The organism is Vibrio sp. R12-SG2-ISO1, assembly GCF_059834045.1.
In genome coordinates this window covers 32,919-48,516 of record NZ_JCBDGO010000025.1, presented here as the reverse complement: position 1 = coordinate 48,516, position 15,598 = coordinate 32,919, and the positions used below count along the sequence as shown (strand labels likewise).

Sequence of the window (15,598 nt, the reverse complement as noted above, 5' to 3'; positions counted from 1 at the left end):
TAAATGGTTAATTCTTTTAGGAGTGGTAGGAGGTGAAATGTTTGAGAATGTGATTAAGGTTCTATTTAAACTTCTATGAAATCAATCTCTCACAGAACTTCTAACTTAATAAACTTGTTATTTTGGTCAGTTGTTAATCTGAATCGTCCTTTCAAGCCGATTTGACTGACAAACGGTCGAAAACGCATCGCTGGCAGTTGCAAACGAAGTCCATTGTCCGTGGTCACCAATATCTGGCTCGCCGCACCATTGTAGTGGTTAAGAAACGATTGATAAGAGATATTGAGCGAGAAATAGTAGTGGTTCATGAGTTATTAATGCATTACTGTATAAATAAACAGTAGCACGAATCCGTGCTACTGTTGGCGATTGGATGACTTAGGCTTCTAGCGCCTTGCTGACTTTTTCGAACAAGTCTTTGGCCAGGTTATCCATCGATTTCAGCGCTTCTAACTCTTTGCGAATCAGTGCTTGTCTCTGCTCATCGTATTTACCCAGCTTAAGCAGAGGATCAATCAAACGTGACGCCACCTGAGGGTTCGAGCTGTTGAGCTCTCTTAAGATTTCGCCCGCAAACTCATAACCTTTACCAGATTTGTCATGGAAAGCGACAGGGTTCATGTTTAAGAAAGAACCAATCAAACTGCGCGTACGGTTAGGGTTTTTCAAGCTAAACGCACTGTGATTCATGGTCGACTTGATCACATCAAGTGCGTTGCCCGCTGGGTTGGTCCCTTGCAATATGAACCACTTGTCCATCACCAATCCATCATGTTTCCATTGCTCGCTGTAGTCACTCATTAAACGCTCGCGACACGGTAACTGCGCGCTGTTTGCTGCGGTCATAGCCGCCATGGTGTCCGTCATGTTGTTGGCCTGATCATATTGCGCTTCAACGAGACGATTCCCCTGCTCTGTATACGCTAAATACGCCAACGCCGTGTTTCTCAGTGCACGTTGGCCAATCGCTTGATGGTCAACTCGGTAGTCACTTTGCACTAGAGCATGGTACAGCGCACTGAACTCATCCTCTAACTGCTGTGCAAGTTGAACTTTAATGCCTTTAAGTACCACAGCAATGGCATCCACATCGACCTGCTTGTACCAACCTGACACTTCATTGTGACTTGGCAGCGCTAACATCTCTGCAATAAACGCAGGTTCAAGAACATCAGACAAGAGCACGCCGCGGAACGCATCAATCAGCGCATCCGGTAGCGTGACATCGACATTACCTTGCTGAATACGTTCAACATTACTGCGAATGTATTTTGCTAATAACATTTGGCCTGCATCCCAACGCGCAAAGTCATTGCGAGCATGAACCATAAGGAATGTTAATTCATCGTCACTGTAATCGTACTCCAACTTCACTGGCGCGGAGAACTCTCTCAATAACGATGGGATCGGACGCTCAGCGACATCTTCGAATACAAAACTCTGCTCACTTTGAGTGACATCGAGAACGTGATGAACCGGCTTTCCGTTACGGCGTAACTCAACAACTTCTCCCGTTGGGGCGTATAACTCGACATCAAATGGAATGTGCAACGCTTGTTTGTCTTGCTGATCCTGCGTCGGCTCAGTCGATTGCTTGACATGCAAGGTAAACGTCTTGGCATCACTGTCGTAATCACTGGTCACACTGACCGTCGGCGTTCCTGACTGGCTGTACCAGAGACGGAATTGCTTGAGATCGACACCCGATGCATCTTCCATGGCGGAAACAAAATCTTCGCAAGTCGCCGCCGTGCCGTCGTGGCGTTCAAAGTAGAGCTTCATCCCTTTTTGGAAGCCCTCTTCACCCAATAACGTGTGCATCATTCGAATAACTTCGCTGCCTTTTTCGTACACGGTTAATGTGTAGAAGTTATTCATCTCGATCACTTTGTCAGGACGAATAGGGTGAGACATCGGGCTGGCATCTTCGGCAAACTGCGGTCCACGAATAATGCGTACGTTGTTGATACGATTGACAGCGCGCGAACCAAGATCAGAAGAAAACTCTTGATCGCGGAACACGGTCAACCCTTCTTTGAGACTGAGTTGGAACCAGTCACGACAGGTCACGCGGTTACCCGTCCAGTTGTGGAAGTACTCATGGCCAATGACCGCTTCAATACCAAGATAATCGCTATCGGTCGCGGTGTTCTCATTGGCCAACACATACTTGGAGTTAAAGATGTTGAGTCCTTTATTCTCCATCGCGCCCATATTGAAGAAGTCGACTGCGACGATCATGTAAATATCAAGGTCATACTCAAGACCGAAACGCTCTTCGTCCCACTTCATTGAGTTGATTAGGGAGGTCATCGCGTGAGGCGCTCTGTCCAAGTTGCCTTTGTCGACAAAAATCTCTAAATCGACAGGGCGTCCAGAGCGAGTCACGAAGGAATCGCGCAGAACATCAAAATCCCCAGCGACCAAAGCAAACAGGTACGCCGGCTTAGGGTGTGGGTCTTGCCACTGAACCCAATGACGGCCATGATCTAAATCGCCAGCGGCCACTCGGTTCCCGTTACTCAATAAATACGGGTATTGCGCCTTGTCTGCAATCACTTTAGTGGTGTACTTGGCCAACACATCAGGTCTGTCCAAGTAATAGGTGATTCGACGAAAACCTTCCGCTTCACATTGGGTGCAAAACGCACCGCCTGATTTATACAAGCCTTCAAGCGCGGTATTGGCTTCAGGATCAATGTGCGTCACTATGGTCAGTGTAAACTCGCGCGGCAACTGGTTGATGGTCAGCGTGCTCTCCGTTTGCTGATAATCGCTCCAAACCTCACCATTCACTTGCAGCGAAACCAAAGTTAAGTTCTCACCATCGAGCTGTAAGGTACTGCTTTCTTTGCATTGCTGAACTTTAGAGATAGCCGTAACCACCGTTTGGTTATCATGCAAATCAAAGGTGAGGTCTATAGTAGAAATCGTATGAGAAGGCGATTGATAATCTTTGCGATATTTGGCTTGTGGAGTCTGAGCCATGTCTGAATCCTTTTGACTGAATGTGAGATGAGCCAACACGGGCATCAAGCACTCGTGGGCAAACTTAATTAGCTTACCTCTAGCCAATCAAAAAAACGAGGTATTGACGACAATAACCTCGCTTTTTATTCATCTAGACCACGTTTTGTCTATATATCATCCATCGATTCGCCGATATCACTAGCGAACGCGATCGAGCACCGCATAAAGTGCCCCTTCTTCCATTTCTAGTGTCAAGGTATCACTGTCGAGTACGTAACGTGTTTCGTGCTCGCCATTTTCGTAGAGAAGTACAAGGTGTTCGCCTTCTGTGTAATAGACGCCGCGATGCACCGCTTCATCTCCTTCATCGTTGCTGACACGGAACATGAACACAAAGTCGGGTTGCAGCACTAAATCCATCTTATCAACATCACTGGCTGAGATATCGTGTCCGCCTAAACTCTGACTCGACCAAATGCCAGCCAGTGAATTGGAGAGCGCCTTAGTAAATGTCACACCGTTGAGATTAAGCAAATGGTGATTACCCGAATAGCGGTACGCTTGTGGCTCAGAAGAGTTGAGTCCGAGTATTAAGGTATCATCGTTGGCTGTGTAGAGACCTTGCCAATGATCCACCGAGTAGTCTCGCTTTTGGATGTCGATTTGAAACTGATAGTTGGAGCTTAACGATAGCTTGATGGCGAGAAAATTCTCTGCTGATTCATCAGGACTCGGATTGACGAGATACCAGTCCCCCAACAAGAAAGGGTGATCAAATTGAGTTAGATCACTGTTGTCGTGTACTTCGGGCGAGAGCCTTTCTGCACTGACCCACGCGCTACCCATTAAAAGAATTAGTCCGATCCATTTCATCACGCATCCCTCACTCTTTTCTTAAAGCTTAGGCAGGGTTTTACGAATACGCGAAAAATTAGATCCAAATCACATTAATTGGCTACACAAAAAAAGCGAGCACTAAGGCTCGCTTGATGTTATTTGCGGATTACAAGACAGGTAGCAGGAAAGATGCCGACTTACTGCAACTTCAACATATCCACCATGATCGCCACCGACTCATCCAAATAAGCGTCAGGCGCTTCATAGTCTTTGGGTAAGTCGTCAAGATCGGCGTACGGCTCCTCACCCAATGCTTTTTGACGTAAATTGATGCGAGCCAGGCGTTCTTTGTCTGCCTGTTCACTCTCCGCTTTACGCACTTTTTCATTGAGAGACAAAGCGTTGTCATCTTTTTCAGCGCGATACTTTTCAATATCTCGTGCGATAAAGCCGAACTCTAAATCGTTGGCAATACGCGCTTTGTGCTTGTCGTCTAATGCCGAAATCAAGGTATCGTTACGTGCTAACACTGTGTAATTGGCGCGATCAATACTATCCCAAGGTAGAGCGTTATCTTCGACACTCTCCCCGGTTTCATCCGCATCTACAGCGGTTGGGAAAGGGATGTCAGGAGCAACACCTTTGTTTTGCGTACTACCACCATCGATTCGATAGAATTTTTGAATCGTGTACTGCACGTAGCCCAACTCTTTATCAAACAAATCGTAGATATGGTTGAGAGAGCGGTGTTGCTGCACTGTGCCTTTACCAAATGAGTTCTCACCGAGGATGATCGCTCGACCGTAATCTTGCATCGCAGCGGCAAAAATTTCAGACGCGGACGCACTGTAACGGTTAATCAATACGGTCATCGGGCCGTCATAGCTGATTTTGTCGTCAGTGTCAGCATTCACGTTCACGCGGCCATAGCTGTCGCGAACTTGCACCACCGGACCGCTAGTAATAAAGAGACCAGACAGCGCAGTGGCTTCGGTTAACGCACCGCCGCCGTTGTTACGGAGATCGACAATGATGCCATCGACACCTTTCGCTTTGAGTTGGGAGATTTGCTCGTCGGTATCTTTAGATAGGCCGACATAAAAACTCGGCACTTCGAGCACACCAATCTTCTTGCCATCACGCTCAATCACTTCTGATTTGACCGCACGATCTTCTAAACGAATTTTGTCGCGCACGATAGTAATGACTTGCGATTTCGCCTCTTTACCCTCAGGCAAGATTTGCAAATTCACCTTAGTGCCTTTCGGCCCTTTGATCAATTGAACCACATCATCAAGGCGCCAACCGATAACATCAACGATCGCTTCACCATCTTGGCCGACACCAATAATACGATCCCCTTCGGACAACTGCTTGCTATTCGATGCCGGTCCACCAGCCACTAATGAACGAATGACAGTATAGTCATCAGTCATCTGCAACACTGCACCAATTCCTTCGAGCGATAAATTCATCTCAGTTTGAAATTGATCAGCACTGCGTGGAGAGAGGTAACTGGTGTGCGGGTCAACTTCACGTGCAAAGGCATTCATGTACAACTGGAAGGCATCTTCATTGTGCGTTTGGCTGAGACGCTTAAGCGCATTGTTGTAACGTTTCTCAAGCACCTCTTTGATCTCTTCCCACTCTTTACCTGTGAGTTTAAGATTCAATGCATCATACTTAACACGTTTACGCCACAACTCATCCAACTCGGCTTTATCTTTTGGCCAAGCGGCTTTGCTGCGGTCAAGCTCAATGCTTTCATCGACATCAAACGTCATTTCGTCATCAAGCAGCGCCAGAGCAGTTTGAAAACGTTCATAACGACGCTTCATCGACAAGTTATAGACATCAAACGCAATTTGGTTGTTGCCGGATTTGAGCTGATCGTCAATCCCTACCGCCCACTCTTTGAACGAGTCAATATCCGCTTGAGTAAAGATATTTTTGTTGTAGTCGAGCATTTCGATGTAGCGATCGAAAATGGCTTGAGAGAAGGTATCGTCGAGAGTGAAATGTTTGTAGTGAGAACGTGTGAATCGAGAAGTCACGCGCTTACTGGCAGTTTCGTGTTGAGTCTCGGGAGCGAGTACGGGTAAGTCTTTTAGACTCAATTTTGCTTCAAGAGCATGGGCTGAAGACGCTGCCAGCCAGAGGCCAGCAGCAATCAGCGAGAGTTTTGAACGGCATTTCATGCGTAGGAGATTCTCCTTTATGCGCGCAAGTGCTCCGCTTTCACAACCATTTGTAGGCCGTTAGACAGTTGGACGCGCACATCTTCCTTATTGATTTCAACGATAGTCGCAGCCATATTTCCTTTGCCCATGTTCACGTTCACTTGGTTGCCGACGGTCATTTCGTCTGCATTCAATGCGCGCGTTTCTACAGGCTGTTTGGCTTTCTGTTCTTTACTTTGTTGTGGGCGGCGGCTCTGCGGCTTTTTCGCTGCCGGTTTCGCTTTAGCCTTCCCTTCTTCGCGCGCTTTTTGAGCTTGTTCTTTACGACGAGCCTGAACTTTTGCTTTGCTCTCTGCTAGTGCAGTTTTCGCATGTTCAACGTGCTCTTCTTCCAGTTCACCCGCTGGGTTACCGTCTAAATCTACACGTACTGCACCTGGCTTAACACCATGTAGGTAACGCCATGATGAAGTGTACTGTCTTAACGCTGCACGAAGCTGGGTCTTACTCACTTTTGGGTCGTCATTGAGACGGTCCGCAAGATCTTGAAAAATACCGATTTTAAGCGGCTTTGCTTCACCTTCTAAAGTAAAGCACTTAGGGAAACATTCAGCAATATATGCAATCACTTCTTTGCTGTTTTTTAACTTTTCAGTGTTTTCCATGAGGATTCCTGGTTATTGCGGCTTGTCCGCGAGCATTAAGAGTTTTAATTGAGGTATTATAGTGACCTGCAAATGAAAAACCACAGCCAATAGGCAAATTATGCCGCGATAGCGCGCGAATTAAGCAGCTTTTCCACTTCGGTCATCAAAAATGTTAGCCCCTGCTCATCAATTTCGCTGAAACGCCCAACACTTGGGCTATCAATATCAAGCACGCCTTGGATTTCACCATTGATTGAAAAAGGAATCACGATCTCTGAATTACTCTCGGCGTCACACGCAATGTGGCCCTCGAACTCGTGTACGTCATGGATACGTTGAACGCTGTTGGTGGCGACTGCAGTACCACACACTCCTTTACCGACGGGAATACGCACACACGCAGGCTTGCCTTGGAATGGACCCAATACCAATTCACCGTCTTTCATCAGATAAAAGCCCACCCAGTTAAGGTTCTCCAGCTCCATATTCAATAGCGCACTGACATTGGAGAGATTGGCGATAAGGTCTGTTTCTGATTCGATAAGTGCAACCGCTTGCTTGGTTAAACGTTGGTATTGTTCTATGTTCATTGTATATACATCCGATTGAAAACTAGAGACTTCCACACGGTTTGTGCGTACAATTCGCACAAACTAAATAGTAAGCATTCTCATTATAATGATTAATAATCCCAACACTATTAGCCGTTCTTGGTTGATAACTCAAGTAAAACTTCATAAGACCAAGTTAATCGCTGCGAATTTGGTGGCGATTGCTGCGACTTTAATCAGTGTCCCTATCCCACTCTTGATGCCATTGATGGTCGATGAAGTGCTATTAGACCAACCCGGTGCCGGGCTGCGTGCCATGCAATGGCTCTTGCCGAGCAACTTTCATACCCCTACCGGCTATATAGTGTTGACCTTACTACTAGTCATTGTGATGCGCACGGCAAGCCAGGCGCTGAACATCGTTCAGAGCCGTCAGTTCACTCTGGTCTCCAAAACCATTACTTTTGAAATGCGACGTAAGATGATCGACAAATTGGGTCGCATCAGCATGAAGGAATACGAGACAAGAGGTAGTGGCGGCATCAATGCCCACTTGATTACCGATGTTGAAACCATTGACCAGTTTATTGGCTCTACGTTAAGCAAGTTCCTGATAAGCCTACTGACCGTTCTCGGCACCGCTGTTGTTTTGCTCTGGTTAGATTGGCGCTTGGGGCTGTTCATCTTACTGGTTAATCCGGTGGTCATTTACTTCTCCCGCTTGCTGGGCGGCAAAGTGAAACATCTTAAAAAGCGCGAAAACCAATCGTTCGAGCGCTTTCAAAATCGGTTGATTGAGACACTCGATGGCATCTATCAATTGCGCGCCGCAAATAAAGAAAAAGCGTATCTCAAACAGTTAACCGAACACGCCGATCAAATCCGATCCGATGCTGACAAATACGCCTGGCAATCGGAAGCGGCAGGTCGAGTCTCCTTTTTACTGTTCCTGCTTGGTTTTGAGCTATTTCGCGCTGTTGCTATGCTTATGGTGCTGTTTAGCGACCTGACGATTGGTCAAATCTTCGCAGTGTTTGGCTATCTGTGGTTTATGCTCAGCCCTGTGCAAGAGTTGTTGGGCATTCAGTTTTCGTGGTACAGCGCTAAAGCGGCATTGACTCGCATCAATAGCCTATTGAGTATTGGCGAAGAGCAGCGCCCAGTGTCAACCGTCAATCCATTCACGCCAGACCGAGAAGTCGACGTCTCGATAGAAAAGGTCAACTTTGCTTATAGTGAGGAAAACAAGGTGTTACGCGATTTATCGCTCACCATTCCGGCAGGCAAGAAAGTCGCACTGGTTGGAGCAAGTGGCGGGGGGAAATCTACCTTAATTCAATTGTTAATCGGTGTTTATCAACCGGACTCTGGCATCATTCGTTTCAATGGTGAGCCATGCCAGGATATCAGTTTCGATATCATTAGAGATCAAATTGCTGTTGTATTACAACAACCTATACTATTTAACGATAGCCTGAGGCATAATCTGACCCTTGGATCAGACTACCCGGATGAGCAACTGTGGCAAGCCCTAGAGATTGCACAAATGCACGATGTCATTCGTCAACTCAGTGAGGGGCTCGAGACGCAAGTGGGCCGCAACGGGATTCGTTTGTCCGGTGGACAGCGCCAACGGTTGGCCATTGCGCGCATGGTGCTGAGCAATCCAAAATTTGTTATTTTAGACGAAGCAACGTCAGCATTGGATACCGCAACGGAAGCTGCCCTCCACCGTGCTTTGACGGAATTTTTGAAGGGACGCACAACTCTGATCGTTGCTCATCGCTTATCTGCCGTAAAACAGGCGGATCTGATTTACGTTTTAGAAGATGGACAAGTCACTCAGGCAGGGACACATGGCGAACTGGTCGAACAGCAAGGTTTATATCAAACGCTATACGGCGCGGTACAAACTCACGCCTAAACCGCGCCTTTATAGTGACAACGTCACACAAAGAGGCGCTCAATGAAACGCGCCTCGCCGCTCCACTCTCACACTAGCGAGATTCGCCAAGTTCGTCTTTGTCATGGCTGCGAGCTCGCAGTGGACACCTATGAGGTAGAACAAGGAAAAAGCGCATTTTGTCCGCGTTGTGGAACGCAGCTCTATCGGGGTGGCAGCCCTTCTCTCTCTGGCAACTTAGCCATCGCCATCACCTGTTTGATGCTGTTTATTCCCTCGCACTTTTTTGACTTCATCAGTATCCGGTTGTTTGGTGTCATGATCCCAGCGACACTCCCGGCCGGTATTATCGCGCTCATTGATGAAGGCTTTACATGGTTAGCACTGCTGGTCTTTTTTTGCAGTTCGATTGCGCCATTTTTGGTGTGCTCAAGCGTTCTGCTTGCCCACATTGCCCTCGCCAAGCGCCACTTCTCTTTGCTCAAGTGGTCGTTGCAAACCATCGCGGCACTCAAGCATTGGGTGATGATTGATGTCTTTCTGGTTAGCGTTGCGATCTCTTGCTTCAAGTTGCAAGACTATTCAGACATCTTCGTCGGTGTCGGGCTTTATGGCCTAGTGCTATTGCAGTTAGCGACTGTACTGCTCTTAACCCGCATTAGCATCCGACGCTATTGGGAAGCCTACCTTCCTGAAGAAACATTAACTCTGGGCGAAAAATCGCTCCACTGCCACCATTGCCACCTGTCACAGCCAGAGGGTACGCACTGCCGCCGCTGCGAAAAACCTATCCATCATCGTAAACCGCGCTCAATCCAAACAACCTGGGCTTACTTGGTGGCGGCAACGATAGCGATTTTTCCCGCCAACCTGATCCCAATCTCGATATTAATCACCAACGGACAACGTTTAGAAGACACCATCTTCTCGGGTGTTGCTTCATTGGTGAACAATGATATGGCGGGCATTGCGGCCATCATTTTTATCGCAAGTATTGTCGTTCCGGTCGCGAAGATTCTCGGCTTAGCGTACATCTTGCTCGCCATCCATTTTCAACGTTCGATCAATCATATTTATCGAATGAAAATCTACTTTGTCGTCAAGTGGATTGGCCGCTGGTCAATGATGGATCTGTTTGTTATCTCCATCATGATGACCTTGGTTGACCGTGGCCAAATTTTGAATTTTACCCCAGGGTACGGCGCCGTCTTTTTTGGTATCGTGGTCATCTTAACCATGCTGGCCGCAGACAGTATCGACCCAAGACTCATTTGGGATAACCACCCTAAAACCTCCTACAAGGACACCCCTTCGCATGAGTAATGCTTCGCCCAATCAGAATGCTTACACGCCAGATATTAAGCGCAATAAAGGCTTATCCCCGCTATGGATATTGCCAATTTTGACCATGGCACTGGCAGGTTGGCTGGTGTTTAAAGCCATTCAGGATGCAGGCCAACGTGTGCAGATCTATTTTTCTGATGCGCAAGGTTTGGTCGCCGGGCGCACCACCATTCGCTACCAAGGGCTCGAAGTGGGCATGGTGCGCGACATCAACCTGTCGAGCAATCTTGACAACATTTACGTGGATGCCGACATCTACCCCGAAGCGATTCAGCTACTTGGTCAAGATACGCGTTTTTGGATGGTCAAACCGACCGCCAGCCTTTCCGGCATTTCCGGATTGGATGCTCTGGTCTCAGGGAACTACATTGCGATTCAACCCGGTGATGAAGCGTCTGAACCTAAAAGTGTTTATACCGCGCTGGATCGCGCCCCGTCCGATCTTCTCGCGCGTCAAGGGTTAAACATCACCTTGAAATCACGCGATTTGGGGGGGATTTCCATCGGCTCACAGATCGTCTATCGAAAAATCCCAATTGGCGAAGTCTACAGCTACAAATTGGATGACGACGCGAAGAACGTCCTCATCAAAGCGTCAATCCGCGAGCAATATCGCCACATCATTACCGACCAGAGCCGCTTTTGGAACGTCAGTGGCATTGGCGCCAATATTGGTTTTGAAGGGGTCGATGTGCGACTGGAAAGTTTAAGCGCCCTGCTCAGCGGCTCTATTGCGGTTGACTCCCCCGATGGCGGAGAGCCCGTCGAAGACAACGAAGAGTTTCGTTTGTATCGCGACCTAAAGACGGCAGGACGTGGTATCGCCATCCAAATTGCGCTACCTGACGACAACCATATCAAGGCCTCAGGTGCCCCCATAATGTACCGTGGTATTGAGGTCGGGCAGATTACCGGATTGCAGCTCAGTGAAGGGCGTGAAAAAATCATCGCTTCCGCCGCTATTCAGCCGGCGTTCAGCGATATGCTCACCACCGGCAGTCGTTTTGTTCTCGAAGAGGCGAAAGTCTCGCTATCGGGTGTGGAAAACTTGGCTAACTTAGTCCAAGGCAATTACCTCACCTTGATCCCCGGAGATGGTCAGCGCGCAAGGCAGTTCAACGCCGTGCGTAAATTTGAATTTAACAAGCAGCAAGCACGTTCAATCGCGCTGCAACTGACATCCAACAACTCGTTTGGGTTAGATGCCGGGGCGAACATCCTCTATAAAGGCATCACGGTTGGCTCCATCACGCAGGTATCACTCATTAATGATCAAGTCATTTTCGACCTGCTGATTGACGCGGAATATTCCGAATTAATCCGTTCTCAAAACCGATTTTTTGTCACCGGCAGTGCCAGCGCTGAGCTCACCGAATCTGGACTCAACATCTCTGTTCCGCCGGCTAAACAGCTGTTGACAGGCTCGGTGAGTTTTGTCAGTGAAGGCAGTGGTGAAGCCAAAGAGCGCTATCCGCTGTATGCGAGTCAGTCTTTGGCTGAGCTTGCCAAATACAATGTCTCTGGCTGGCAAACCCTTACACTGTTTGCCCCCGAATTGCCCTCAATCAGCAAAGGTAGCCCACTGCTTTATCGCAACTTGCAAGTCGGCAGCGTCTCGGATTTTCGCTTGGTTGACGGTGGTGTAATCATCGATGCGAATATTGAAAATCAATACAAACACCTGTTGAGTGAGCAAACCGTGTTCTGGAATCGCTCTGGCGTTGAGGTGGACGCCTCTTTAACGGGAGTCAACATTACCGCTGCGCCACTGAAGACCATCATCCAAGGTGGGATTGCTTTTGATTCCTTGCCGGGGGTCGACAACCGCCAAAAAGACAAGTGGTTGCTATACAAAGATTTCAAAACCGCACGTAAATACGGCCAACGTGTCACCTTGCACTTTGACGGCAGCACAACGATCACATCAGGCACGCCTATCCACTACAACGGTGTCCAAGTCGGCGAAGTCACGCTTGTTACCCCCATATTTTCCAACGGAGAGTTCTCCAAAGGCGGCGTTGAAATTCAAGCTCGCATCTTGCCGGAATACGCCCAAACCATTGCGGTTTCAGGGTCGCACTTTTGGAAATCACAGGCAGAGATTGGCCTGTCGGGAGTAAAAAACATCCACAATCTAATCACGCCAAGTATTAATGTTGAACCCGGTAATGGGCAGCCCCAACATCAGTTCGCACTTAACACTGCGCCTCAAATTCATAAAGGTGTGCAATTTAGATTGCAAACCGAAAGCCGAGGCTCAGTCACCAGTGGCACCCCGATTTTGTATCGTGAGATCGAGGTGGGCCAAGTGCGAGCAGTATCGTTAGGTGAATTTGCCGATCGCGTCGATATCGAAATTGATATTCTGCCGGAATATGCCTATCTAGTGCGCCGTAATAGCGTATTTTGGAACACCTCTGGTGTGGATGTCTCGATTGGACTAACCGGTGCCAATATCAAAGCAGGTACGGTTGAAAGCATAGTGCGAGGCGGGATCACCTTTGCTACACCACAACAAACACAGCTCGAGCCGATAGCTCAAGATGGCCATACCTTCTACCTACACCCGAAAGCAGAAGAGAGCTGGCGCAGCTGGCGAACGGTGATACCTAAACCTTAGCCAAGACCTATCACCTATCATCAGTAAAAGCGCAGCCAAGTGGCTGCGTTTTTGCTACACTCTCGGCAAATTTTCTACTTAGAGATGCAGAGTGCACCAAAACGTTTATCTCCCTGACGACTTTCTCGCTGAAATGCAAACCATCCTTCCGTCTCATTTGACGATGGATGACTTCATCGCCGCTTGCCAACGACCACTTAGAAAAAGTGTCCGCGTCAACACTCTCAAGACCACAGTGGACGATTTTAAAGCGCTGGCTGCGCAGCAAGGATGGGTGTTGACCCCAGTGCCTTGGTGTGAAGAAGGATTTTGGATTGATGCTGATGAAACCCGGGTGCCACTGGGGAATCGTGCTCAACACATGGCGGGGCTGTTTTACATCCAAGAAGCCAGTTCCATGATGCCTGTCTCTGCGCTCTTTTCTGGTGATGACACCTTTCAGGCGGTGCTCGATATGGCGGCTGCACCAGGGTCAAAAACAACACAAATCGCTGCGCTGATGGATAATGAAGGCGTATTGGTGGCGAACGAGTTTTCCGCTAGCCGCGTTAAAGTACTCCACGCGAATATAGAGCGCTGCGGTATTCGTAACGCCGCCCTTACTAACTTCGATGGCCGCGTGTTTGGTGGTTGGCTGCCAGAGCAGTTCGATGCCGTTCTCATCGACGCGCCCTGCTCTGGCGAAGGTACGGTTCGCAAAGATGCCGATGCGATGAAAAACTGGAGTAAAGCGTCAGTGCTATCCATCGCCGAGACGCAAAAAGATCTGATCAAAAGTGCTTTTCACGCCCTGAAGTCGGGCGGTGTCATGGTCTACTCGACCTGTACGCTCAGCGTGGAAGAGAACCAGCAAGTGTGCCAGCACTTAAAATCAACCTTTGGCGAGTTGGTGGAATTTGAAAGCCTTGAATCCTTATTCCCGGGTGCTGACGAAGCGCTAACCGCCGAAGGCTTTTTGCACATATTCCCTCAAGTCTATGACTGTGAAGGATTCTTTGTGGCAAAAATACGTAAAACTGGCACTGCGACACCACCTGATGTAAAAAAACGCCTCGGTAAATTTCCGTTTCAGAAAGCATCGGCAAAAGAGCAGCAAGCGATCGCTAGCGCACTGCAAGACGCGCTGTCTGTTTCTCTGCCTCAACACACCACGATTTGGCTGCGTGACAACGATGTCTGGCTGTTCCCCGATGCACTCGAGCCTATGCTCGGCGAACTGCGCTTTTCACGGATGGGAATAAAGATCGCCGAAGCGCATAAGAAAGGCTATCGCTGGCAACACCAAGTCGCCACCGCACTGGCAACGGGGAATGAGGCCAACTGTGTCGAACTTTCTATTGATGACGCCAGAGAGTGGTTCATGGGAAGAGATGTGAGACCGGCACAAACAGGCAAAGGTGAAGTACTGGTCAAGTACGGTAACGATGTGATTGGACTCGGGAAATGGGTCGGAAATCGAATCAAAAATGGCCTACCCAGAGAGTTGGTAAGAGACAAAAATCTGTTTTAATCCCTAAACTAAGGTATGAAATTTCGTCATTGCCTGGCGCTATACTGATCTTGAACTACAATTGAAGTATTGATTGGTGATGAATATCAGACAGTTAGCGCAGGCTCTGTAGGAGCCCTTCCCCTAGGCCCAAAGCATGATCCGCTTCGGGCCTTTTTTTTGTCTCAAGTCGATTAATCAGCGAGATAAATCCCATCTTGCTCGATACGAATGCGACCTTGCTTGTAAAGACCGCCAATGGTTTTCTTGTACGTCCCTTTACTGGTTCGAAACGTTGAGAAAATGGCTTCTGGCGATGACTTATCATTAAGAGGGAGGAAACCGCCCTTTTTCTCCAATAACTCAAGCACTTTCTCACTCAAGTCATCCATTTTGCCTACACCGACTTTTTGCAGCGAGAGATCGATTTTGCCATCTTCACGGATCGCTTTGATGTAGCCTTTAAGACGCTTACCAATAAAGAGTTTTCCAAACACGTCAGACTTAAAGATCATGCCCCAGTGCTGGCCTTCAACGATCGCTTTAAAGCCTAAGTCACTGCGCTCTGCAATCAACAGCTCGACTTGCTGATTTTTGCTATAAGGCGCCGGCGTTTTATCCAGAAGCTTGTTGAATTTGGTGGTTCCGACTATGCGCCCAGATGCTTTGTCAGTGTAGACGTACACCAACACAGTTTGACCTTCTTTAAAGCGGGCGCGCTGCTCACTGAATGGGATCAACAAATCCTTGCCTTTAATTCCCCAATTGGCGAAAGCACCGGTGCTGTTGACCCCTTGGATTTCCATCAGCCCCCACTGGCCCACTTCGGCAATCGGAGTTTCAGTCGTCGCCACCAACTGGTTGTCGGAATCAAAGTAGAGAAACGCATCAATAAATTGGCCCACTTCCGCGTCTTTTGGCGCAAAGCGATTTGGCAGCAAAGAGGTGCCGTACTCTCCAGCATCCAAAAATAGTCCAAAGTCGGCTTTTTTTACAATTTCTAAGTGGTTTACCTTACCAACGTTAATCATTTCAACGGTCTCTTGCTAAATTTGCG

At 48.2% G+C, this 15,598-nt stretch carries 11 protein-coding genes; 4 read left to right on the top strand and 7 right to left on the bottom strand.

Going from position 1 to position 15,598, the window contains the following annotated elements; all coding sequences use genetic code 11:
• Positions 1-89 precede the first annotated feature (89 nt).
• The 6 genes from AC6R10_RS17135 to AC6R10_RS17110 form a co-directional block, all read right to left on the bottom strand.
• Positions 90-308 carry a DUF2835 domain-containing protein gene (locus AC6R10_RS17135; RefSeq protein WP_334555382.1) on the bottom strand — a complete coding sequence of 73 codons (219 nt, stop codon included), beginning with the start codon at positions 306-308 and terminating at the stop codon, positions 90-92.
• Positions 309-378: 70 nt separating this feature from the next.
• On the bottom strand, positions 379-2,988 hold the full coding sequence (gene pepN, locus AC6R10_RS17130) for an aminopeptidase N (RefSeq protein WP_500673025.1): 2,610 nt from the start codon (positions 2,986-2,988) through the stop codon (positions 379-381).
• Positions 2,989-3,168: 180 nt separating this feature from the next.
• Positions 3,169-3,843, bottom strand: a complete 675-nt coding sequence (locus AC6R10_RS17125) for a hypothetical protein (protein ID WP_420378241.1) — start codon at positions 3,841-3,843, stop codon at positions 3,169-3,171.
• Between the two features lie 161 nt (positions 3,844-4,004).
• Positions 4,005-6,005: a carboxy terminal-processing peptidase gene (gene prc / locus AC6R10_RS17120; protein ID WP_500673024.1), complete on the bottom strand. Its 2,001-nt coding sequence runs from the start codon at positions 6,003-6,005 to the stop codon at positions 4,005-4,007.
• Positions 6,006-6,022: 17 nt separating this feature from the next.
• Positions 6,023-6,652: an RNA chaperone ProQ gene (proQ, locus tag AC6R10_RS17115; RefSeq protein WP_334555385.1), complete on the bottom strand. Its 630-nt coding sequence runs from the start codon at positions 6,650-6,652 to the stop codon at positions 6,023-6,025.
• A gap of 98 nt (positions 6,653-6,750) precedes the next feature.
• Complete coding sequence (locus AC6R10_RS17110; RefSeq protein WP_500673023.1) at positions 6,751-7,224, bottom strand: GAF domain-containing protein; 474 nt, start codon at positions 7,222-7,224, stop codon at positions 6,751-6,753.
• Between the two features lie 88 nt (positions 7,225-7,312).
• Between AC6R10_RS17110 and AC6R10_RS17105 the strand changes: the two genes are divergently transcribed.
• The 4 genes from AC6R10_RS17105 (at position 7,313) to rsmF (ending at position 14,562) form a co-directional block, all read left to right on the top strand.
• Positions 7,313-9,109 (top strand): ABC transporter ATP-binding protein, encoded by a 1,797-nt coding sequence (locus AC6R10_RS17105; RefSeq protein ID WP_500673022.1) that lies wholly within the window; start codon positions 7,313-7,315, stop codon positions 9,107-9,109.
• Positions 9,110-9,151: 42 nt separating this feature from the next.
• A complete protein-coding gene (locus tag AC6R10_RS17100) occupies positions 9,152-10,411 on the top strand; it encodes a PqiA/YebS family transporter subunit (protein ID WP_500673021.1) in 1,260 nt (419 codons plus the stop codon).
• Complete coding sequence (locus tag AC6R10_RS17095; protein WP_500673020.1) at positions 10,404-13,052, top strand: PqiB family protein; 2,649 nt, start codon at positions 10,404-10,406, stop codon at positions 13,050-13,052. Before AC6R10_RS17100 ends, AC6R10_RS17095 begins: the two co-directional genes overlap by 8 nt.
• A 91-nt stretch (positions 13,053-13,143) precedes the next feature.
• Positions 13,144-14,562, top strand: a complete 1,419-nt coding sequence (rsmF, locus tag AC6R10_RS17090) for a 16S rRNA (cytosine(1407)-C(5))-methyltransferase RsmF (RefSeq protein WP_500673019.1) — start codon at positions 13,144-13,146, stop codon at positions 14,560-14,562.
• A gap of 173 nt (positions 14,563-14,735) precedes the next feature.
• Here the strand turns inward: rsmF and AC6R10_RS17085 are convergent, their stop codons facing one another.
• Positions 14,736-15,572, bottom strand: a complete 837-nt coding sequence (locus AC6R10_RS17085; RefSeq protein ID WP_334555391.1) for a CvfB family protein — start codon at positions 15,570-15,572, stop codon at positions 14,736-14,738.
• Positions 15,573-15,598: the final 26 nt, after the last annotated feature.